Origin of the sequence: Bacillus massiliigorillae (assembly GCF_000380245.2) — a bacterium.
Lineage (GTDB): Bacteria > Bacillota > Bacilli > Bacillales > DSM-1321 > Bacillus_AD > Bacillus_AD massiliigorillae.
Genome location: NZ_HG428748.1, coordinates 25,663 through 47,682, shown reverse-complemented (window position 1 = coordinate 47,682; position 22,020 = coordinate 25,663). Strand labels below are relative to the sequence as shown.

General features: G+C 35.3%; 19 protein-coding genes and 1 riboswitch. All 19 genes read left to right on the top strand.

Going from position 1 to position 22,020, the window contains the following annotated elements:
• Positions 1–39 precede the first annotated feature (39 nt).
• Positions 40–1,296 carry a DUF5068 domain-containing protein gene (locus tag TX86_RS24650; RefSeq protein ID WP_230203718.1) on the top strand — a complete coding sequence of 419 codons (1,257 nt, stop codon included), beginning with the start codon at positions 40–42 and terminating at the stop codon, positions 1,294–1,296.
• Between the two features lie 172 nt (positions 1,297–1,468).
• Positions 1,469–3,247 (top strand): sensor histidine kinase, encoded by a 1,779-nt coding sequence (locus TX86_RS24645; protein WP_042353072.1) that lies wholly within the window; start codon positions 1,469–1,471, stop codon positions 3,245–3,247.
• On the top strand, positions 3,222–3,968 hold the full coding sequence (locus tag TX86_RS24640; RefSeq protein WP_042353070.1) for a LytR/AlgR family response regulator transcription factor: 747 nt from the start codon (positions 3,222–3,224) through the stop codon (positions 3,966–3,968). The genes TX86_RS24645 and TX86_RS24640 overlap by 26 nt, the downstream gene beginning before the upstream one ends.
• Positions 3,969–4,188: 220 nt before the next feature.
• Entirely contained in the window at positions 4,189–5,991 is a 1,803-nt protein-coding gene (gene cstA / locus TX86_RS24635; protein ID WP_042353069.1) for a carbon starvation protein CstA, read from the top strand.
• A gap of 237 nt (positions 5,992–6,228) precedes the next feature.
• On the top strand, positions 6,229–7,185 hold the full coding sequence (locus TX86_RS24630) for an AAA family ATPase (RefSeq protein ID WP_268258274.1): 957 nt from the start codon (positions 6,229–6,231) through the stop codon (positions 7,183–7,185).
• Positions 7,182–8,369: a DUF58 domain-containing protein gene (locus TX86_RS24625; protein ID WP_052343895.1), complete on the top strand. Its 1,188-nt coding sequence runs from the start codon at positions 7,182–7,184 to the stop codon at positions 8,367–8,369. The genes TX86_RS24630 and TX86_RS24625 overlap by 4 nt, the downstream gene beginning before the upstream one ends.
• Positions 8,366–10,591 (top strand): transglutaminase-like domain-containing protein, encoded by a 2,226-nt coding sequence (locus TX86_RS24620; protein ID WP_042353066.1) that lies wholly within the window; start codon positions 8,366–8,368, stop codon positions 10,589–10,591. Before TX86_RS24625 ends, TX86_RS24620 begins: the two co-directional genes overlap by 4 nt.
• 43 nt (positions 10,592–10,634) lie before the next feature.
• Positions 10,635–10,736, top strand: a riboswitch (purine riboswitch).
• A gap of 241 nt (positions 10,737–10,977) precedes the next feature.
• Positions 10,978–12,513 carry a glutamine-hydrolyzing GMP synthase gene (gene guaA, locus TX86_RS24615; protein ID WP_042353112.1) on the top strand — a complete coding sequence of 512 codons (1,536 nt, stop codon included), beginning with the start codon at positions 10,978–10,980 and terminating at the stop codon, positions 12,511–12,513.
• Between the two features lie 159 nt (positions 12,514–12,672).
• Positions 12,673–13,620, top strand: coding sequence for a tyrosine-type recombinase/integrase (locus TX86_RS24610; RefSeq protein ID WP_042353065.1), 948 nt, complete (start codon positions 12,673–12,675; stop codon positions 13,618–13,620).
• A 717-nt stretch (positions 13,621–14,337) separates the two neighbouring features.
• Complete coding sequence (locus TX86_RS24605) at positions 14,338–15,267, top strand: hypothetical protein (protein ID WP_042353063.1); 930 nt, start codon at positions 14,338–14,340, stop codon at positions 15,265–15,267.
• 178 nt (positions 15,268–15,445) lie between these two features.
• Complete coding sequence (locus TX86_RS24600) at positions 15,446–16,285, top strand: hypothetical protein (RefSeq protein ID WP_042353062.1); 840 nt, start codon at positions 15,446–15,448, stop codon at positions 16,283–16,285.
• A 534-nt stretch (positions 16,286–16,819) separates the two neighbouring features.
• Complete coding sequence (locus TX86_RS24595; RefSeq protein ID WP_042353060.1) at positions 16,820–17,395, top strand: recombinase family protein; 576 nt, start codon at positions 16,820–16,822, stop codon at positions 17,393–17,395.
• 1,256 nt (positions 17,396–18,651) lie between these two features.
• A complete protein-coding gene (locus TX86_RS24590) occupies positions 18,652–19,185 on the top strand; it encodes a hypothetical protein (RefSeq protein ID WP_042353057.1) in 534 nt (177 codons plus the stop codon).
• A gap of 75 nt (positions 19,186–19,260) precedes the next feature.
• Complete coding sequence (locus tag TX86_RS24585; RefSeq protein ID WP_042353054.1) at positions 19,261–19,503, top strand: hypothetical protein; 243 nt, start codon at positions 19,261–19,263, stop codon at positions 19,501–19,503.
• A 27-nt stretch (positions 19,504–19,530) separates the two neighbouring features.
• Positions 19,531–19,701, top strand: a complete 171-nt coding sequence (locus TX86_RS26920) for a hypothetical protein (RefSeq protein WP_154663224.1) — start codon at positions 19,531–19,533, stop codon at positions 19,699–19,701.
• 58 nt (positions 19,702–19,759) lie between these two features.
• A complete protein-coding gene (locus TX86_RS24580; RefSeq protein WP_042353053.1) occupies positions 19,760–20,674 on the top strand; it encodes a hypothetical protein in 915 nt (304 codons plus the stop codon).
• A 22-nt stretch (positions 20,675–20,696) separates the two neighbouring features.
• On the top strand, positions 20,697–21,251 hold the full coding sequence (locus tag TX86_RS24575) for a terminase small subunit (protein WP_042353052.1): 555 nt from the start codon (positions 20,697–20,699) through the stop codon (positions 21,249–21,251).
• Complete coding sequence (locus tag TX86_RS24570; protein WP_042353051.1) at positions 21,248–21,598, top strand: hypothetical protein; 351 nt, start codon at positions 21,248–21,250, stop codon at positions 21,596–21,598. The genes TX86_RS24575 and TX86_RS24570 overlap by 4 nt, the downstream gene beginning before the upstream one ends.
• A 41-nt stretch (positions 21,599–21,639) precedes the next feature.
• Complete coding sequence (locus tag TX86_RS24565; RefSeq protein WP_042353050.1) at positions 21,640–21,882, top strand: hypothetical protein; 243 nt, start codon at positions 21,640–21,642, stop codon at positions 21,880–21,882.
• The last annotated feature ends 138 nt before the right edge of the window (positions 21,883–22,020 follow it).

The following is a 22,020-nucleotide window of genomic DNA, read 5'->3' as shown; positions in this document are numbered from 1 at the left end:
TTGTTTTTATAAGTAATGATTGGAATGAAGGATGGGATAATGATGAAAAGAGTGAAAATGCTTGGGATGGCATTATCAGCAATGTTAGTTTTGGCTGCATGTGGTAATGATGAAAAAACGTCTACAGATGAAAAAAAGCCAAAGGAAGAGGCAACACAAAAGACTACTGAGGAACAAAAGCCTGAACCAAACCCTGCAGTTGAAAAAGAAGATTCTTCTGATGCAAAGCAGGCAACAGAATTATTGAATCCGAATCTTGAAAAAGAAACCGGTGGGAAGGTAGAAGTTTTATACTCTAATAATGATGCGAAGTTTGTGAAGGATTTTGACGGTTTTAAAGTGTCTGTTGATGCTTATCAACTAGTTAAGGTAACGGATATGGATCAAGATGTAGCGATGCGCTTTGATAATCAAACAGACGGTTATGTGTTAACTTCTAAAGTGACGATTACGAACGGTACAAATGAACCTAAGTATTATAACAATACACATAATATTAGAATGACAGATAAATATACGTATATTCCTAGTAATACAAGAAGTTTCCTTGCGGACAAGGATATCATCGCTTCTAAAACAGAAAAAGAAATTGGTAAATTTGCGGCTAATGAAACTGTAACGGGTCTTTTGACATTTAATATCTCTAATGAAGAGTTTGCAACGATGCAAACAGTAAAGCCGAAATACGTTATTGAAGGTGGAGTAGCTAAAGATACTACATTTAAAGGTGCCACACTTGGAGAAGGCATTTTTGATTTTGTTTATAATGATGAACAGAAACAAGCGATAGCTGCTGATGCTAAATTCTATCAAGATCAATTAACAACTGGAAATTTAGCTGATAAAAAGATGATTTTTGAAAAATCGGGAATTAATGATACAAAGCAATTAGGTGAAGCAAGTATTACATTAGACGGAGTGCAATATACTGAAATTACTCCAACAGAAACGAATAAAGATAGATTTAGAAATTTTGGTGATAGTGGAATTGTGGCATTAACAATGAAATTCAATATTGATAATAAATCACAGTCACCTATTAGTCTTTCAAGTCTTATCTCAATCTTAAAAATAGATGATAATCGTGCAAGAGTTATGTCAGAAGGAATGGTAGAACCAAGAGAGCCTGATGTTATAGAGCCAGGAGCAAAAGGTGAGAAATATCATGTGTTCTTAATGCGAAAAGATGAATTTGGCATATATAAAAAGTTCAAGCTAGAATTTGGTCCTTTGGTTGATTCGAATGGTCAGCGTTTATTTAAAAGCAAGCAAGTATTATTTAGTGTACCTAGATAGAGAGATTAATAGCCGAAAGCTAATCATATAAAGTCTGTCTTCTTCATATTTTTATGTATGAAGAAAACAGACTTTTTTATTTCAATTGGTCAGTATGAAAGCCTTTGTCAATCAACTTTTTATTTTATTGTTGTATAATGATTGTACAAAAAAATACTAAGGGGTAGCTCAAATGTTTGAATTATTACCATTAATGCTAGAAAGAGTGGGGTTATTAATCATTCTAGCTTTTTTATTATCACGGCTAAAATCCTTTCGACAGATGATTCACAACGAGCATGGGAAGAAAGAAAAAGCAATATTGATTTTGATTTTTGGTATTTTTGGCGTGATTAGTAATTATACTGGTATTCAAATAGAAAAAGGCTTTATTAATGCCCAAGTTTGGCAAGTGAACGTAGAGCTTGAAGGAGCATTAGCGAATACAAGAGTGATGGGGGTGGCAATTGGTGGTTTACTAGGGGGCCCGATTGTTGGACTAGGTGTTGGTTTAATAGCAGGCTTGCATCGTTTGACACTTGGTGGTTTTACAGCAGTAGCATGTGGCGTATCTACCATCATAGCGGGAATCATTACGGGACTCCTCGGGAAAAAATTAGGGATTAAGAAAAGTCTTTCTTATAAAAGAGCGGTTGTCATCGGTATCGTAATGGAAGTATTTCAAATGGCATTTATTTTACTTGTTGCAAAACCTTTCTCATCCGCAGTTCATCTTGTAGAGATTATTGCTATTCCAATGATTGTGATGAATGGGTTTGGAACATTAATGTTTATGCTGATTATTAAAACCATGGTGTCAGAGGAAGAACGTACACAAGCATTGCAGACGCATAAAGCGCTACATATTGCGCAATTAACGTTACCACACTTTCGTAAAGGCTTGAACGAGGAATCTTGTCAAAAGGTAGCTGAAATTATTTACGATGAGACGAAGGCAGATGCTATTTCTATAACAGATAATGATAAGGTACTCGCTCATATTGGTGCTGGAGGAGATCATCATAGTCAAAAACAGAATATTTTGACTAAATTAACCAAAAAAGTACTAGAACAAGGGCGAATCATTACAGCAAAAAATCGAATCGAAATTGGATGTAACCGTGCGGATTGCCCGTTACAAGCCGCGATTGTTTTACCGTTAAATGCACATCATCAAACGGTTGGCTCATTGAAGATGTATTTTACCAATTCAGCTCGTTTAACTACCGTTGAACAAGAGTTAGCAGAAGGGCTTAGTAAACTATTTTCTACACAGCTTGAATTAGCGGAGGCAGAGCTACAACGTAAGCTATTGAAGGATGCAGAGATTAAAGCACTTCACGCCCAAGTGCATCCTCACTTCTTATTTAATAGCTTAAATACGATATCAAGTCTTGTGAGAATAGATGCTGATAAAGCTCGTAATCTATTAATTCAATTAAGTACATTTTTTAGAAGTAATATTCACGGTGCGAGACAGATGCTAGTACCATTATCGAAGGAATTGGAGCATGTAGAAGCGTACTTGTCGATTGAGCAAGCAAGATTTCCTGATAAATATTTGATATGCATGGACATTGATCCAGCCTTGAAAGAAGTACTAATTCCACCGTTTACATTACAGCCATTAGTGGAAAATGCCATTCATCATGCGTTTGTAAGAACAAAGAAGGGCAATGTGATTGTGCGTGTCTTTTTAGAAGAAGAGCAAATGGTAGTAATTACGGAGGACAATGGCATTGGGATTTCTCCAGAACATGTAGGTAATCTAGGGAATACAGCAGTACATTCTCCAAAAGGAACGGGTACGGCTTTACGAAATATTAAGCAGCGAATTGAAGAGTTATATGGAGATGAAGCATCATTTGAAGTAGTTAGCCAAGTTGGTAGAGGAACAAAAATCATAATTCGCTTGCCGTTAAAACAGAGTAAATGGAGTGAAGAGGATGTTAAGAGCCTTTATAGTGGATGATGAGCCATTAGCTAGAGATGAACTCAGCTATTTATTGAATAGATGTAAAGTCATTGAAATTGCCGGAGAAACTGACAATGTGAAGGACGCTATTGAACAATTACCTTATATGGACGCCGATGTGATATTTCTTGATATTCAACTTGCAGAAGAAAGTGGTTTAGAATTAGCAGAGCGTATTCAAAATATGGTTGATCGACCGGAAATAGTGTTTGCAACAGCGTATGACGAATATGCATTGAAGGCATTTGAGCTAAGTGCATTTGATTATATCTTGAAACCATTTGAAGAAAATAGAGTGCATCAAACGATCTTGAAGTTACAAAAGTCCGTTGAAGCGAAAAAAGGACAACAATTTTCCGAGGATAAAGTAACAAAAAAAGAAGGAAATGCTATTGAGAAATTGGCTGTTACTTTAGAGGATCGAATCGCACTAGTAAAGGTGAACGATATTCTATACTTAACATCAGAAGAAGGAAAAACAATCATTGCCACAAGCACGATGAAATATGAAGCGGCAGAATCATTAGTAGCATTTGAACGTAAGTTAACGAATACATCGTTATTTAGGGTTCATAGAGCATTTCTAGTAAATTTAGATCAAGTAAAAGAATTACAACCGTGGTTTCATTCTACTTATAATCTCATTATGCAGGACGGAGCGTCAGTGCCCGTAAGTAGAACATATACGAAAGAATTAAAAAAACGAATAGGATTATAGAGTTAGTGATTAAATCGTCTTTGTACTTCATTATGTAGTGATAAGGCGATTTTTTTCTGTTTTACACTATCTTCATGGTATTTTGTTTTTGTTTTTTGCATTTCAACTGACCAATCATGCTTTTCATCGTTCGTTTTTGACGTTTTAAATTGAAATTGATGTTTTCAAAGAATAGTAGTATATGCTTTTACTAACGAATGAATAAGGGGGTTGACCAATAATGAATGCGATTACTATTGTTATTGCTTCTATGTGTATATTAATGATTGCTTACCGTTTGTATGGCACATTCATGGCAATGAAGGTCTTAAAGCTAGATGATTCAATTCCAACACCTGCACATGAATTAGCAGATGGAAAAGACTATGTTCCAACAAATAAATGGGTAACATTTGGACACCATTTTGCAGCGATTGCAGCAGCAGGACCACTGGTAGGTCCAATCCTTGCAGCACAGTTTGGATATTTACCAGGATTAATATGGTTATTAATTGGAGCGGTAATTGGGGGAGCTGTACACGACGCGGTTGTTTTATTTGCTTCTATGAAAAAGAAAGGGAAGTCTTTATCTGAAGTAGCAAAGGATGAATTAGGACCAGTTGCAGGCTTTTGTACAGGACTTGCTATGCTATTTATCATTACGATTACTATGGCCGGTCTTTCAATGGTTGTATTAAATGCCCTGCAAAATAATCCTTGGGGTACATTTGCTGTAGCCATTACAATTCCAATTGCGATGCTAGTAGGTATTGCTTATAAAAAGACAGGTAATTTAGGATTAACTTCGACTATTGGTTTTATTCTTTTAATGGTAGGTGTTTTCTTAGGACCAAAAATTCAAGGTACAGCACTTGGCGATTTATTAACGCTTGATACAAAGACATTAGCTATTATTTTACCTATTTATGCTTTCTTTGCGGCTGCTTTACCAGTTTGGTTATTACTTGCACCTCGCGATTACTTAAGTAGCTTTATGAAAATTGGCGTGTTTATTGCACTTATTATCGGCGTATTTGTTGTTAACCCTGTTATTCAAATGCCTGGATTCACGGAATTTGTTAGCGGTGGTGGTCCAATTAATGCTGGACCTGTTTGGCCGTTTGTTTCCATCACAATTGCTTGTGGAGCTATCTCAGGGTTCCATGCCTTTGTAGGATCAGGAACAACGCCCAAAATGCTTGACCGTTGGACTGATATTAAGGTTGTAGGATTTGGAGCAATGCTTGTCGAGTGTCTTGTTGGGATCATGGCATTAATTGCAGCAACAGCTCTACATCCATCTGATTATTTTGCAATTAACTCTACACCAGAAGTGTTTAAAACATTAGGTATGACTGTAGAAAACTTACCAGCTCTTAGTAAAGAGATTGGCATGGATTTAGAAGGACGAACAGGTGGAGCGGTAACACTTGCAGTAGGTATGACTTATATCTTTACGGGGATTAAATGGTTTAGTCATCTTGCTTCATACTTCTATCAATTCGTTATTATGTTTGAAGCGGTATTTATTTTAACAGCAATCGATGCTGGAACTCGCGTAGCACGATATTTAATTCAAGATTTCTTAGGTGATGTGTATAAACCATTGAAGAAGACTGACTGGATTCCGGGTTCCATCTTTGCTAGTGCATTAGCCTGCTTCTTATGGGGATACTTACTCTATTCAGGAGATATTGGCTCTATTTGGGCATTGTTTGGAGTTTCCAATCAGCTAATGGCTTCTATAGGCTTAATTATTGGCGCAACTGTTATTCTGAAAATCGCGGATAAACGTTGGTATATGCTAACTTGTCTTGTTCCTCTAGCTTACTTGTATGTAACAGTAAACTATGCAGGCTACTGGATGGTGAAGAATGTTTATTGGAATAAAGCAGCGGCTGGATATAGTGCTTTAAACGGTACATTATCAATCATCATGCTTGCATTAGGATTAGTTATTATGATTGCTGCGCTTAAGAAATGGAAAGAGTTATGGAGCAATCCACATGTCAAACTAGATGGACCGAAAGTGACAACACCTTAAAGTAGGAACAGCAAAAGCGACGTATGAAATAAATTTCATACGTCGCTTTTTTATGCGCACAAAACATGAAATATATATACCAAATTTAGTTTTATGCACATTAGCCAGAGAAAAACATGTAATATGTATAAGATTATTTAATTATGTTAGTAATTTCCAACAATTGAATAGTAGAAAAATGGTATTATTGGTAGTGATTTAAATTTTCTTAATATTCATACACAAGGGGGCATATTAGTGTACGAACAAAAAAATAGTGTTATTGAAGCCATTTTACAAAATATAGATGGGGTAATGATTGGGAAAAGAAATATTGCTGAATTAAGTTTAGTCGCTTTATTAGCAGAGGGGCATGTGCTATTAGAAGATGTTCCAGGGGTAGGAAAAACAATGATGGTACGTGCACTTGCTACATCGATTGACGCTAGTTTCAAACGAATTCAGTTTACACCTGATTTATTACCGTCAGACGTAACAGGGACAAGCATTTATAATCCAAAGAATCAGGAATTTGTATTCCGTCCAGGTCCTCTTATGGGAAATATTATTCTGGCTGATGAAATTAACCGTACTTCACCGAAAACACAATCTGCTCTCCTCGAAGGGATGGAGGAAGCGAGTGTAACGATTGATGGCGTAACACATAAGCTAGAGCAGCCTTTTCTTGTTATGGCTACGCAAAATCCAATTGAGCATGAAGGAACATATCCTTTACCAGAAGCTCAACTTGATAGATTTTTATTGAAGTTGGAAATGGGATATCCATATCCAAGTGAAGAAGTGGAAGTATTAGAACGCTCACAAGTCAATCATCCTATAGAAGACATACATCCTGTTGTAACCATTGAAGAAGTATGTCAATTACAACAGCAAGCGAAGCAGGTGCATGTGGAAAAGGCGATTAAAGAATATATTGTGCAGCTTGCGAATGAAACACGTCATCATAATAGTATTGAATTAGGCGTGAGTCCGCGTGGGTCAATCGCTTTAATGAAAGCCTCACAAGCATATGCATTAATGCAAGGAAGAGATTATGTGTTACCGGATGATATTCAATATTTAACGCCATTTGTTTTTGCTCATCGTATGATTTTGAAGCCGGAGATCAAATACGGAGGAGTAAGTCCAGAATCGATTATTGAAAGTATTTTAGCTAGTGTACCAGTTCCTGTTCAAAGGCTAGTAAAGAAATGATGAAAAAGTTAAGAATGATGATGGCTCCCTATGTGAAAATCGGGTTAGTTCTTTTTCTTGTTTTAGCCGCATTCATATATGCTATGTTTCAAGGTGGCTTTGTAAGCTGGTTTGTTTTTTATAGTTTTATACCATTTGCTTTATATCCAATTCTATTAAGTGTATACCCTTTAAAGGATATAGAAATAAGTCGTCGTTTTAATAAATCAGATTATCGCGCTGGAGAACGCATGGAAGTGGAGTTAACAATCAAGCGTAGTAATAGCTTTCCACTGCTTTATTTAACAGTGGAAGATCAACTACCTGAACGTTTTCTTAAAAATAGTACTAACTATCCAAAAGGCATATTGTTTCCGTTCTTTCGTAAGGAAATGAAGCTAACCTATACGATTCCTAAGGCTGTACGGGGAGATTATGATTTTAAGCAAGTCGTTATTAAAGCAGGTGATTTCTTAAGCTTATATGAGAAAGAAGCATCTATTGAGTGCCAACATCAGTTGTTGGTATATCCAAGTTATCAACAGTTATCTTTTCGTCAGCTTGAATCAATGTACGAGGAAGGACAACAATCAGCATTTGTTCGAAAACATCATGATGCAGCTATTGTATCAGGTGTTCGAGAGTATTCACCAGGAGATAAGCAATCATGGATTCATTGGAAGGCATCTGCTAGAAGAAATGAAATGATGACGAAAGATTTCGAAGAGCGACAGAGCCAAGATGTTGTTATTATTCTAGACCAAAGCCCGAGCTCTTTGTTTGAAGAAATGGTATCATTCGCAGCAACAATAACCAATACATTGATTCAAAATCAAATAGGAATTGCGTTTGCAAGTACTGCACAAATGCACCAAATCATAGGTGTTGGGAGAGGTGAACATCAGAGGCAAAAGGTGTTTTATGCCTTAGCAACAATAGAAGAGAATGCTATGCAACCTTTGGCTTTTAATAAGCGCTCTATTCCATCTAATGCATCCTGTGTTTTTATTTCATCACAAATAACGAAAGAGTTACTAGCTTATATTTCTTCAATCAAAGGTCAGTCTACTTCTACTCTTTTAGTTATGAAGGGTAAGCAAAAGCTTGATCAGAATGAAAATAAAATTCAAGTCGATGCTGCCGTTAAAGGAATCAATTGCAAATATATCGATTCAACTTCATTTGAAGGGGGAGTAGGCAAATGAGACAAGTATCCATGCATCGCCTTTCTCAATTTGTCTTTTATATCATGGGATATTTGCTTCTATTAGAATGGCTATATCCACTAAAGGCGTTAACAGATATAGATAATATGTATATCTTTTTTATATTTCTTGCTCTACCTTTTCTGTTACATTGCTTAAAACTTAAAACATCGCTAAAGACTGTCTTATTAGTTCTATACATCATTTGGGCAACTTACTTTCTATATTACTCTGCTTTTTCATTCTTTAATATTCAGTGGATAATAGCGTTCATTTCAGACGTAAGTCAAAGCATTGTTTCGTTATTTCAATTGGACATAAATAATATGTCGTTTAGCTTTCAAACTTTGCTATTGTTTTTCTTACTATGGGTCATGACATACTTAATTCATTATTGGGTGATGATTCAACGCAGCATTTTTCTTTTCTTCTTTTTAAGTGTGCTATACGTAACGATTCTTGATACATTTACTCCTTACAATGGTGATTGGGCAATTGTTCGTTTATTTATTATCGGGTTGTTATTACTAGGAAATTTAACATTCTTCCGGCTAATTCAAAGGGAAAGCTTATTTATCAGTCCAAAACAATATAGCATTTGGCTGTTACCATTAGTTTTCATGATTGTGCTAAGTAGTATGTTAGGATTTGCTTCACCTAAGTTTCCTGCACAATGGCCAGATCCAGTACCGTTTTTTGTTTCTTATTCAGAAAAGTTTAAAGATGACAAGCCGTCTGTCAACAAAGTAGGGTATGGTCTTGATGATTCTACTCTAGGCGGCGATTTTATTGGAGATGACACAACGGTATTTGTGGCAAAGACAAGTGAAAAGCACTATTGGAAAGTTGAATCAAAATCGATTTACTCAGGTAAAGGTTGGTATGCAGAAGGAAATACTAGAATCGAGTCTTTTGATAATGGACAAGCGATTCCAGAGGGTTGTTGTAGTCAAAATGTGAAACAAAGTAAGCTGCTTGTTGATGAAGTAGATGTGAAGCTTCCATATGTGCATATTCCTTATGCTGAACCGATGGCTGAAAGTACGATTATTTCGCAAGACTCAGAAAGAGGAGCGAATGTATCCTTTCTATATACACCGATGAATAATCGAGTTGTTAGCTTGGACCTAGAACAGCAACATATCAAACTAGATCGCTATAGAACGGTATATCGAATGCCTGTTTTTGATAAAGCTAAGTTGCAAGAAGTGAAGGGGATGCCAGAGACCGAATTATTTCGAACATATACAGAACTTCCTGACTTCACACCAAATGATGAAGAAGTACAGTCACGATTGCGACAATTAGCTGAATCGATAACAGAAGGTAAAACAAATTGGTATGACAAAGCGAAAGCGATTGAAGATTATTTTGATAAACCAGAGTTTATATACGATCATGAAAATATTCCTTATCCAAAGGAAAATCAAGATTTCGTAGAGCAATTTGTTTTTGATACGAAACGGGGATATTGCGATCATTTTTCAACCTCAATGGCTGTTCTATTACGCACCATTGGTATCCCAACTAGATGGGTTAAGGGTTATACAGAAGGTGAGTACAAGAAGTATGAGGATGGAAAAATCGTATATGAAATCACAAATAACAATGCCCATTCGTGGGTAGAAGTGTTTTTCCCGAATATTGGTTGGGTTCCATTTGAGCCGACAAAAGGGTATAACAATCCTACACGTTTTGAGAATACTAAGAGTAACACAGCCACTCAGGATAAAACGCCAGAACAGGAAAAAGAAGCAACAAAGAAACCTGAGCCGAAAGAAACTGAGAAAAATACACCTAAAACGCAGACTAGCTTTAACGACAAGGTAAAGGTATTTATTGAGAAATGGTCTGATAATTGGCAAATGGTTGTTGCAAGTATCGGTTTGATTGTACTAATTGTAATGGCTTTGTTTATGAGTAGAAGAAGATGGTTACCTTACATATGGTTCTGGTACTTTAGCAGAAAAGATACAGAAGAAACCTTTGTGAAGGCATATGAGGTACTGTTGAAGCAGTTACAACGTTCTGGATTGAAACGAATGCAAAATCAGACGCTGAGAGAATATGCGAATTTCGTTGATGAAACCTATCAAATAAATGAAATGAGTGAACTGACCTTCTATTATGAAAAGGTTGTGTATCGAGGTGAAAACTCCATGGAGAATTGGAAGCAGGCAAAAATATTATGGAAGAAAGTTATGAAAACAACAATAACTTGACCTCTTTTTTATACTATTGTTACAATAGGATTTGATTTTATATATAACTAAATATCATTTCCTTCGTATATCCTCGATAATATGGTTCGAAAGTTTCTACCGGGTCGCCGTAAATGACCTGACTATGAAGTGGAATAAGCGCTATTTTGCGCTTATTTCTCCTTGAGGAACGATTGGAAATAAGACTAGACTACATTTGTATACCATAGCTATGCAAATGTAGATTCTAGTTTTTTCTTTATGCTTTTGTTATTGCTTTGAAAATCGATGTTCAAGTGATAAGATAGGTTCAAACTTTGTAGCTATGAATCAATCTGCTTATACAGGTTGATATTAATTTTATAAAATACAATTTAGAGGTGACTTTTGTGGCATTGAAAACAGAAATGCAAAATCAAGAGATTATTGTAGTACTTGATTTTGGTAGTCAATACAACCAGTTAATTACAAGACGTATCAGAGAATTTGGCGTGTATTCTGAATTACATCCGCACACAATTACAGTTGAAGAGCTACAAGAGATGAATCCAAAAGGAATCATTCTTTCTGGCGGTCCTAACAGCGTATATGATGAAAATTCATTCCGTTGTGATGAGCGTATTTTTGATATGGGTATTCCAGTGTTCGGTATTTGTTATGGTATGCAATTAATGACTTCACACTTCGGTGGAAAAGTAGAGAAAGCAGATCACAGTGAGTACGGTAAAGCAGAAATTAATATTCAAAACGTATCTTCTCTTTATAAAGAACTTCCAACGGACCAAGTGGTTTGGATGAGTCATGGTGACTTAGTTACTGCAACTCCAGAAGGCTTCGTAGTAGATACTACAAGTGCTTCTTGCCCAATCGCAGGTATGAGCGACGAGTCTCGTAAGTTATATGCTGTACAATTCCACCCAGAAGTACAACATTCAGAATACGGCAATGATATTCTAAAGAACTTTGCATTCAACGTATGTGGATGTAAAGGCGACTGGTCAATGCATAACTTTATCGAAATCGAAATCGAGAAAATCCGTCAAACAGTTGGCGACAAGAAAGTACTATGCGCACTTAGTGGCGGTGTAGATTCTTCAGTTGTTGCGGTTTTAATTCATAAAGCAATTGGCGATCAACTAACTTGTATCTTCGTTGACCACGGCTTACTTCGTAAAGGCGAAGCAGAAGGCGTTATGAAAACTTTCACTGAGCAATTCCACATGAACGTTATTAAAGTGGATGCAAGGGAGCGCTTCATGAACAAACTTGCTGGCGTTTCTGATCCAGAACAAAAACGTAAAATCATCGGTAACGAATTCATCTATGTATTCGATGATGAAGCGGCTAAACTTGAAGGTATTGAGTTCCTAGCACAAGGTACACTTTACACAGACATCATCGAAAGTGGTACTGCAACAGCTCAAACAATCAAGTCTCACCACAACGTAGGTGGACTTCCAGAAGATATGGCATTCAAATTGATCGAGCCATTAAACACATTATTCAAAGACGAAGTTCGTGCATTAGGAACTGAGCTTGGCATGAGTGACGAAGTAGTATGGCGTCAACCATTCCCAGGTCCTGGTCTTGGTATCCGTGTACTTGGTGAAATCACGGAAGAGAAACTTGAAATCGTTCGTGAATCAGATTTCATTCTTCGTGACGAAATCAAAAAAGCAGGTCTTGAGCGCGACATCTGGCAATACTTCACAGTACTTCCTAACATCCGTAGCGTAGGTGTTATGGGTGATGCTCGTACGTACGATTACACAATCGGTATCCGTGCAGTAACATCAATCGACGGAATGACATCTGACTGGGCACGTATCCCTTGGGACGTTCTTCAAAAGATCTCAGTTCGTATCGTAAACGAAGTAGCACACATCAACCGCGTTGTGTATGATATTACTTCTAAGCCACCTGCTACTATTGAGTGGGAGTGACCTGAGTATTTCTAGAGACAAAATAGTCTCTTGAAGCTTGTCATATCAAGGTTTTGTGGCGTTTTGAGTAATAAAACTGTTACATCACCTACAACTATTGAACTTTCAAAATGACTCTCTTTTTTACTCTAATTATGAGTAAGAAAGGGGGTCTTTTTTGTGTCTAAAATTATTGAGATGATTGATGATTTTAGATTCAATCAAGAAATTTTGGGAAGAAAACCAAAATATATTGAGAGTTGTATGTATCGTCTGAAGATGTTTAAGGATTTCTTAGAGACTTTAGAAGTGTTTGAAGTGGAAGATGTTAAACCAATTCATGTTAAAAAGTTTATCAAAGAGAGACAGAACTTAGGAAGAGAGAACAACAGGACAATTAATAACACTCTTTCAACTATGAGAGTATTTTTTAATTATCTAGTGGAAGAAGAATTTATAGGTGAATTTGAAAATCCGATAAGGAAGATTAAAAACTTGAAAGAGGATAATAAAGTCATTGTTACATTTAATGATGATGAGGTCTCACGAATTATTAATGGTATCAAAGAGGACACTTATTCAAATATAAGAGACAAGCTAATTTTAATATTTCTTTTCGATACGGGAGTAAGGGTTTCTGAGCTTTGTGATATTAAACAGAGTGAGGTATCAACTCGTCATATCCTAATTCATGGAAAAGGCTCAAAACAGCGTCTTGTATATATTAGTCGCATTATGAGGAAGTACATGAGACTTTACGAGAAAGCCAGAAATGAACGCTTTAAAAATAAACAACCTGATGAGATTGAAGACTATTATTTTTTAGACCAATCAGCAATGAGGCTATCACGTTCTCGAATTAATACAATTCTTAGAGAGAATTGTATTAGAGCAAAAGTAAGAAAAGATGTTCGTTGTTCTCCTCATGATTGTCGTCATTACTTCGCTCAAAAGCAATTAAGAAATGGAATTGATGTTTACAGCTTGAGTCGTTTACTAGGACATTATGATACTCAAATAACGTCTAAATACCTTAGAGGAATGGAACAGGATGACATTTTATATTTAGGACGTGTTCATAGTCCTTTGAGAGATGTTCATGTAAAACGAAACAAGACACAAAAATAAAAAGTCCCCAGCTGGAACTGGAGACTCAAAACTTCAACGTTTAAAACTGAATAAAGAAATCCTTATCAGCTTCTTGGCTATTCTATCATTTTTAAAAATTAGCTTCAAGAGGTCTAGTTTCCTATTGTCTTTTTTAGGAAAGATGAGGCAAGGTTGCCCATTAACTTGTTAAATATGGTCAGGGTTTAGCGTTCCCACTGCAAACAAAACGCTCCTTCACTCTGAGTTAAATTTCAGCCGTTTCCTTGTTTATGGTGAGTGGAGGTAGGTGATTGCGACCATTAACAGTGTAGGTGGATTTCTGAGTCTCTAAGGAGGCTGGAACACATAACGATAACAGACATTTAGGGCAGAAATTAAATGAGTTATGTGGTGCTGAGAAGCAATAGCTAAACAAGGTTATACAAAGAACTTCAGCCATGAACGAACGTTCAGTAATAAGCTATTCCCTATTGTCATTGATATTTCTTTTTGTATCTCTGACAGTAGGGAATAACTATGTCCAACTGCTTAGACCATTTCACTCACATTCAGTATATGATAGAGATTTTCTTGTAAATAATAAATGGCATTTTTTAAGTGCTAAAATTTAGTGATTATTGAACTGACATGATGGGGTCTGTTTTTATTTACCAATTAATGTACAATGGATATAAACACATTGAAGAAGCAGTAATTTATAGTATAAATATATAAATTTATTAAAGGGGTATTGGAATGATAGTAATTGAAAAGCTTGATGATTATAATGAGGAATTACTTGAACAAATGCGATTAGAAATAGAAAGATATATCAATGATAATTTTGCTAAATCCTTAAATTTAACAAGGTTGGATTGTCTGTATTTCCCTAATGACTTTGATAAAGCTATTCTTGATTTCCAAATAGCACATGGACTTGAGGAACGAGGATATACGAACAATGAAATGGGAACAGCTTTTGGCAAGACAATGCAGCTAATGGTAGATGGAGATGAGAAAGATCGTATTTTTATTAGGAAAGAGATTTTAATTGCTTTGTTTCTTGGAGATGACGAAGGAAAACAACTATCTTTAAATCTTATTCATCATGAACTTTGCCATGTTCATGAAAATCACGATCTGGCAAGTATGACCGGGTTTCAAAAAGAAATGGAAGAAGATAACGAAGGTCTTAATCATGTTCTAAATCTTCATGCGATGAATATTTTTAGTGAGTATGTGGTTCCTAAAATGGCTGTTACAACAAAGGCAATACAGAAAATTGTAAACGTTGATTTTTTAATAGAAATTATTGAATATACAAAGAATAATATGGATAATCAAATCCAAAAATTTGAAGATGGGGAAATTGAAATTTTAGCTGTTTTTGGTTCTGTACAGTTAACTGGAGGACATTTGATGAAAGTTTTAGCAACACTTATAGGTGAACTTGAAGGGTTGAATAAAAATTTTTCTGAGGTAGAAGAACAAATTGATTTATTTATGGATCAATATTATATCGGAGAGATATGGAGTGAATTAAAGAACGCATTACGAACATTAGACTCAACATATCCTAATTGGGATAGTTTAAATGTCCTTGAACCTTTGAAGGAGGTTATCTTAAAGATGTGGAATTGTCTCAGGGTTTATCCAACAAGAGATGAAATAAATATTTTGATATAATATTATATTTAGCGTGAAAAATGATATGGAAACCTGTGGTTTTTAGTTTTGAAACAATACTTCTAATTGAAATTTAGTGGAGGACTGGACTATAAAAAGCTAGTAGCTTTGTAAGTTGAAAAGAAATTAATTTTATTTATCTGAATTATTTAAATGTTGCGATTGGGGAGAAAGAGAAATGTATTATAGAATTGGTAGTATTGATCAGGTAAAAGAGGGAGAACACAAGGTAAATCTTATTAGAGAATTTACCCAACAAGAATATGATACTCATCTTGAGAAAGCACGATATCTTGGGGTACATCTTAAAAATAAACATTTATATCAACTCATTGTGAAAAATGGAGAGGAGTTAGAAAAATATTTAGAAATAATAAGAGATAAAGAAATGTCAGAGTTAGAAAGTCCCGACTCTCTTATCTTTGAATCGAATAGATTGTTTATGAATTACTTATCAATTCTTAGAACTTATGATGATCATATTTCTTCTGCTCTGTCAAAGACATTTAATTCGCAAGTGAAAGAGGAATTTAAATCTTTTTTATCGAAAATGTACGATCAATTTTATACATATCGTTTTATTGTTAGACTAAGAAATTTTGCACAACATTTTGATCTTCCTATTTCTTCTTTTACGAATAGTCAGAATGGAAAATTTTTCGTGATGAATAGAGAGCAATTATTGAGGTATGACGGATGGAGTACTGTAAAGCAAGAAATTCAAAGAATGGAAGAGAATATAGCTATTCAAGGGTTAACAGATAGAATGAATAGAATTATGCATAATGTATACTTATATGTAATGCAATTATATGCTGGTGAAATTATTGATGCGTGTAAATGGATTTCCTCATTACAAAAAGAATTCTTCGGCAAAGCAACGATAATTGCAACAGCAAATTCGTACGAGGAATATAAATCGGGAGAGATTAATTTTATTCCAATGAACAGCCAAATGTATATTGATGCAATACATGATTTGAATGAACTTCCAAATGTGAATATAAATATAAATTAATACACATTTCAATAAGGTTAGATATATAAATAGTGTAATAAAAAGGGAATCTTTTTAATTTAATATAGGGCAAGTTAGTTTAATAAAAAACCAAATTGGAGCTTTAAATGAAGCTCTTTTTTCTTTTGCCTATCAACAATGAAATTTAACAGTATTGAAATGACTATTAATCTGTGGGAAACAGACTCACCTTTATTACTCTACTCTAGCCTTTCTATGCTTTCTTTAAGAACGAACTACCATATTGATAAGCTCATTTAATTATAATTAATTGACACTATCATTATATACATATAGAATAAGGATTGTATAAGGTTCATTTAATCAGCTCATTTAATATTAGAGCTTATATAATGACATTGAGCCATAAAGAGCAATAATTGAATATCAAATAAGAACGGGATAGTACACACTCTCTCAGCTTCAGAAGGGGAGGGGGTGCTTTAAAAATGGCTCTGTATGGCACGTATAGGCAAGATATATATATATCTAAAATAGTAGCCGAGAAAACAGCTACAACAGGAGGAGACAACTATGGAAGTAGGTTACATAAGGGTATCAACAGTAGGTCAAGATTTAGCCACTCAAGAGCAATACATGAAGGACAAGGGAGTTACAAAGGTTTTTGGAGAGAAGCGTTCAGGTTCTGAAATGGAAGAGAGGAAAGCTCTTCAAGAGTGTATTGACTTTGTGAGAGAAGGCGACATTCTTCATGTTTCCAAACTTGATAGACTGGCAAGAAACACTAAGGACGCTTTGACAGTTCTGGAACAGCTTTTAAAGAAGAATATTACAGTAGTGTTTGGAGACATTGGAACAGTGGATAATACTCCAGCTGGTAAACTTGTATTCACTATGTTCTCAGCCTTTGCAGAGTTTGAGAGAAATAGAATTTTAGAACGTACCAATGAGGGAAGAGAGAAAGCCAAAAAGAAAGGTGTTCAGTTCGGACAGCCGAAAAAGACCAAGCTCTCTCCTGTTGTTCGTCATTGGATAGAAGAAGTAGAGAAGGGAACTATCTCACAGCCAAAAGCTTCTGAAATGGCTGGAGTAAGTTTGGCAACCTTCAAGAGACATTTAAAGAAGTATAGAGAGGGAGAGATGGTGTGAGAAATAGAGAGTAACGCTTTACCTCTCTTTTTTATTGGTGAGGTTATTTCAGTTGTATTAAATTAAGCCAACTAGATGTATTAAATTACTACAACTAGATGTATTAAATTACTACACAATCCAAACTAATATATCCAAACTAATATATCTAAACTAATAAAAAAAGATATTGTGCCGAAGCTAAAGCTTCTACACAGTAACTATAAAATCATTAGTAAATAAATATCCGTTATTAGTGGCTATAAATATATTATTCCTCTATTGTCGGCTATTTCCTTTAGAAAGAGTGTATAAGAGAGATGCCCCGCCGCTCCTCGCAAGCTCTCATGCCTCCCGTCCTCCTCAGAGAGTTTATAAAAAATATAGTAAAGGGCGTCCCAATTCTCCATTACAGACGGAACTATATACTGTAAGCAATAGAAAGTTGTTTCCCCAAACACTTCATTAGCTCACTCAATAACTTCATACAGTAGTTACAGGTCACTAGTCCACCTAGTATCTTTAAAGTCCTTAGAGAAAGTGTATTTATGTGGGGGTAAAAATTCTTTCTATTGGATAAGTAGCCACTGAAATATTTTTATAGTTATTTCCGAGTGAAACGAGGAAGTGTTTTAAAGAAAGAGTAAAAGAATAAAGAGAAAGGATTTCCGCTAAAGCGGAAGTAACTAATTATTCTAAATCTCTTTTAAACGGAAATTACTTCAATATCTAACCTTGACGGGAAGTTATTCTCTTTGCGGAAATGGCGGAGAGAGTAGCTTCCTTTTTTATGAAAGATTTTAATATTTTTTATCGTGAAATATGTCTCAAAAAAACAACAGGAACGGAACTATATAGTAAGGAGATTTATTCATTTCTCCTAATGTAGTGTTAGCCAACATACATCCTTTACCACACTAGAGAGCTGGTAACAGAAAGCCAGTTCTCTCCTTATTTAGTTTCATAGAGTTCTTGAACTATTCGAGAGTTCCATGAAGCTCGAAAGAGTTTCACATCATTTCATTTCATTTCACTTCAACTCCTTTCTTTATTTTTTACATTAATAGACCTATTAACTCATGTTAGAGATTATAAAGGGTACGCGCCTTTGTAGTCTCGATAGATGAGTTAACTTTCTCATCTATGTATATCTCCTATTTCTTTAAAAGTAGTCGGCAGCAGTCGACAGTAGAGGGAAGTAGTCGGAAAGCTGCTTCTCTCTTTTTTAAATAGGAGGTATAAAAAATATACCAAATAGAAATGGAGATACGAAAATTATGACGATCAGTTATCTTGAGTTTATTGACAGAAAAAGACAACAAGAAAGAAAGGCTTTAGAGGAAAGACTTCGAGAAGAAGAAGTACAACTTAAAGCAGAATATGAGGCATATCAAGAAGCCGAACAAAAACGTATTCGTGAAGCGAACGAGAGAACTTTCGGCAAAAATCGTAATGTAGAGGCTTTACGTGTGGTGGGAGGTACTCCCGTACTATTAAAAACGAATGATTTTTCGGAAGTTACAAATATAGAAATGGTTAGGAGCTTAGACCAACTAACTCACCAACAACGAAACGAACTTTATAGCCTAGAACGTTCAGTGTTTGGACGCTTACAAACGGGAATGACAAACTTTGAAGTTGACGAAAAACTTCTTTCAAAAGCTTTTACTATGAGGCTAGAAGAGTTTGACGGTTTAGTTGGAGCGTTTGAACTAGGTCGTAAGCGTGGATATACGGATAATGAAATTACACAAGCTATCGAAACTTCTCCCTCTATGGAGGATGTATATAAAAACTTTAGAAAGAATTAATGGAAGTAATCAAAGGGAGGAGCTAAATTAGCTTCTTCCTATTTTATTAATACGGATAGAAAGGAGAATTAACTCATGAGTTACGCCACTGACTATACAGTGAGGTTATTTGAAGACCTTCAACTTTTCAGAGACGACCACTCAGATATATATTTAAAATACTCCGAACAAATCGAACTAGAAATACTACGCCTAGATAAAGCCGAACAACTAATAGGGGCGGCTAGGAAGGCTCAAGTGAAGTTATGTGAGAGTCGATTAAAAATGATTCACAGTAATTTAAGAAAAGATATGAGCGATATTCAGGATAAAATATAACACCTTTTCAACAGGAGGAAATAAATAATGAAACAAACAAATAAAAGAACAACTGTATCGTTAAAGCCTGTAATTATTAAGAAGGCGGACGAACTTCTACAAGAATATAATATGAGATTTAATGTTTCACTTAATCGAACACAAGTTATAGAGTTACTAGTGAATGAGGCTTACGGAGAATTATTAGCCCGTAAATGAGAATTATAAGAGCATTATAAGGTCTATTAATTACACTTAAAGGAGAAATGAAAGAAATATGAATATAAAGATTGAAAGAGAAGTATTACAGCAGGAAGGTTTTGAGTTTGACGGAGATACAGGATTTCCGAAAGTAAGCATACACGACAATTTTAAGTTGTCTAGTAAATTGGCGAGAGTCTACCTTAAATATAAGATTATCCAGCCAGCAGACGTAGTGTTGTATGATGAAATAGCAGACCTCTATAGATTATCACATAAGGAAGCTATACATTATCATCATACGGCAACCTTTGAAGTGTTTTGTTACTACACTAGCAATACAGCACAAGAATATCTAGGATATACACGAACTCAATATACGGCTTCTATGAAACGATTAGAGAACGCTGGACTAATCAAATCAATAGGTAATGGCGATAAGAACGCTACTATGTATAGTTTACCTTTTGAGCAAACTATTAAAGCCAAGAGGGGAGAAGAATTTTGTGGAATACGTATTCCTTCGGACATTATTCTCCCAGCTGGAGACTTGAATAGGCTTATAGAATTTTTAAATACTTTTTCTGATACTCCTATTATAGTTCCTAACCATAACGAGGAATTGGAGCGAGTAGCTCAATGTATGGTAAAAGAGAAAGTGAAAGTAGAGTTACAAGAAATTGTTTTAAAAAGGCTAAAAATTAAGTTGGAGAGTATTTCTCGTCCTATACGGATGAAAGAGAGTTACGCTACAGCTTTAATTAAAGACGTAATGAAAGAACTACCTCAAGAAAAGAAACCCTCTTTAAATTTATCCTTAAAAGTATCACCTCAAAACTATTCACCACAACCCGATCGATTAGAAAAAAACCCAATATTTAATTCTTCAAAAGAACATACCCAAGAAGATACTTATCAAGACTTATTAAGCTCTTTCGGGATTAATAGTTATTTATTATCAGAGGAAGAAGCTCGCAATTTACCATTTTAAATTAAAGAAAGGAAGAAATAATATGCCAAGTGTAACGAGAAATCATGTAATGGAAGTACATGAGGTTTCCCCTGAGACAGTGGAAGCCTTAAATAACTTTAAACCATTGAATGATAGGCAACGAAAATTTGTTCATAACTACCTTTTAACGGGGAGCGTTCCCGAAGCTTCTAAACGTGCGGGATATAATTCTAAGCATGGTTGGGCACTTCTCAATCGTCCCGATATTAACAACTTCATTAAAGAACATCATAAGTATTGGACTAATGAAGAGATTGCCTCTGTAGAAGAGGTTCTTGTCCATTTATCCGATATTGTTCGTGGAGAAGCTACGGACGTTATTATAAACGCTAAGACAGGAAAGAGAGAGACTATTCCCGCCCCAACACTAGCACGTTTAAAGGCTTTGGAGCACCTTACAAAAGCGTATGGAATGAATAATAATAACATCACTATTAACGGCTCTATCAACCACATGGAAGCTCCTAAACGTGAGATTATTACAGCCGAAGAATTGAAGGATATTATAGAACTTTCTAAGGATGATTTCGAAATAGTGGAGAGTGAAGAAGAATGATGGAACTCATTGTAGAATTAGACGGACTAATGAATATAGAAGGTGTAGAGGGGGTTTCTCTCTACAATACAGAAGATGATTGTATTAAGGAAAATGAGGAAGGGAAATTATTTCTTCACCACGCTGGAGGTAAATTAGAAGTTCCAGTTTCTTCTTCCATGATGGCAACGGCTAAGAAGTATAGAGATGGAACAAAGCTCAAGATTAAGGGGAGAGAGTTTGTAATAACTCATTCAATTCTCCATTTCTCTAAAAAAGGAAGATGGAAGTTAAAAGCGTGTATTAATCCAAGCGAACAAAAAGGAGGCTGTCATTGTGAAGTTATTGTTCCTTTTGAGTTTATCTAATGTATTGGCTTATTATTTAGCGGAGAAGAAGGTGAAAGAATTTGAAGTATAAAATTAGTAAAGGTAATGAGAACGAAACGCCTCAAGTTTATTTAGAACGGGTAGACGATCGATATCAAATTGAAGCCGTACAAAATGCTAATGGAGAAGTGTATTATTTATCAATAACCCATGAACTTCAAGAAGCTGGATATACGCTTATAGATACAAAGAAAGTTATGAGGGTTAATTATTGCGGACAACATAAAACGAAGAAACTATATAAACTAGAGAAAGTTAAGTAAGGCAGAGGCTAATAAATAAGCTTCTGTCCTTTTTTTGTTTATGGGGTGTTGCTGAGAGGCTCTCATATTAAACGAAAATGATTTTTGTAGAAGTGGTGTTTTGTCGATGTAAGTGAAGAAAGGTATAAAAAATAATTC

What these genes read in the sequence shown, in the direction of transcription:
- TX86_RS24645 (WP_042353072.1), top strand. Translation starts at nt 1,469, where the DNA reads ATGTTTGAATTATTACCATTAATGCTAGAAAGAGTGGGGTTATTAATC.
- TX86_RS24605 (WP_042353063.1), top strand. Translation starts at nt 14,338, where the DNA reads ATGATAGTAATTGAAAAGCTTGATGATTATAATGAGGAATTACTTGAA.
- TX86_RS24570 (WP_042353051.1), top strand. Translation starts at nt 21,248, where the DNA reads ATGATGGAACTCATTGTAGAATTAGACGGACTAATGAATATAGAAGGT.
- TX86_RS24625 (WP_052343895.1), top strand. Translation starts at nt 7,182, where the DNA reads ATGATGAAAAAGTTAAGAATGATGATGGCTCCCTATGTGAAAATCGGG.
- TX86_RS24580 (WP_042353053.1), top strand. Translation starts at nt 19,760, where the DNA reads ATGAATATAAAGATTGAAAGAGAAGTATTACAGCAGGAAGGTTTTGAG.
- cstA (WP_042353069.1), top strand. Translation starts at nt 4,189, where the DNA reads ATGAATGCGATTACTATTGTTATTGCTTCTATGTGTATATTAATGATT.
- TX86_RS24640 (WP_042353070.1), top strand. Translation starts at nt 3,222, where the DNA reads ATGTTAAGAGCCTTTATAGTGGATGATGAGCCATTAGCTAGAGATGAA.
- TX86_RS24620 (WP_042353066.1), top strand. Translation starts at nt 8,366, where the DNA reads ATGAGACAAGTATCCATGCATCGCCTTTCTCAATTTGTCTTTTATATC.
- TX86_RS24600 (WP_042353062.1), top strand. Translation starts at nt 15,446, where the DNA reads ATGTATTATAGAATTGGTAGTATTGATCAGGTAAAAGAGGGAGAACAC.
- guaA (WP_042353112.1), top strand. Translation starts at nt 10,978, where the DNA reads ATGCAAAATCAAGAGATTATTGTAGTACTTGATTTTGGTAGTCAATAC.
- TX86_RS24585 (WP_042353054.1), top strand. Translation starts at nt 19,261, where the DNA reads ATGAGTTACGCCACTGACTATACAGTGAGGTTATTTGAAGACCTTCAA.
- TX86_RS24595 (WP_042353060.1), top strand. Translation starts at nt 16,820, where the DNA reads ATGGAAGTAGGTTACATAAGGGTATCAACAGTAGGTCAAGATTTAGCC.
- TX86_RS24575 (WP_042353052.1), top strand. Translation starts at nt 20,697, where the DNA reads ATGCCAAGTGTAACGAGAAATCATGTAATGGAAGTACATGAGGTTTCC.
- TX86_RS26920 (WP_154663224.1), top strand. Translation starts at nt 19,531, where the DNA reads ATGAAACAAACAAATAAAAGAACAACTGTATCGTTAAAGCCTGTAATT.
- TX86_RS24650 (WP_230203718.1), top strand. Translation starts at nt 40, where the DNA reads ATGATGAAAAGAGTGAAAATGCTTGGGATGGCATTATCAGCAATGTTA.
- TX86_RS24590 (WP_042353057.1), top strand. Translation starts at nt 18,652, where the DNA reads ATGACGATCAGTTATCTTGAGTTTATTGACAGAAAAAGACAACAAGAA.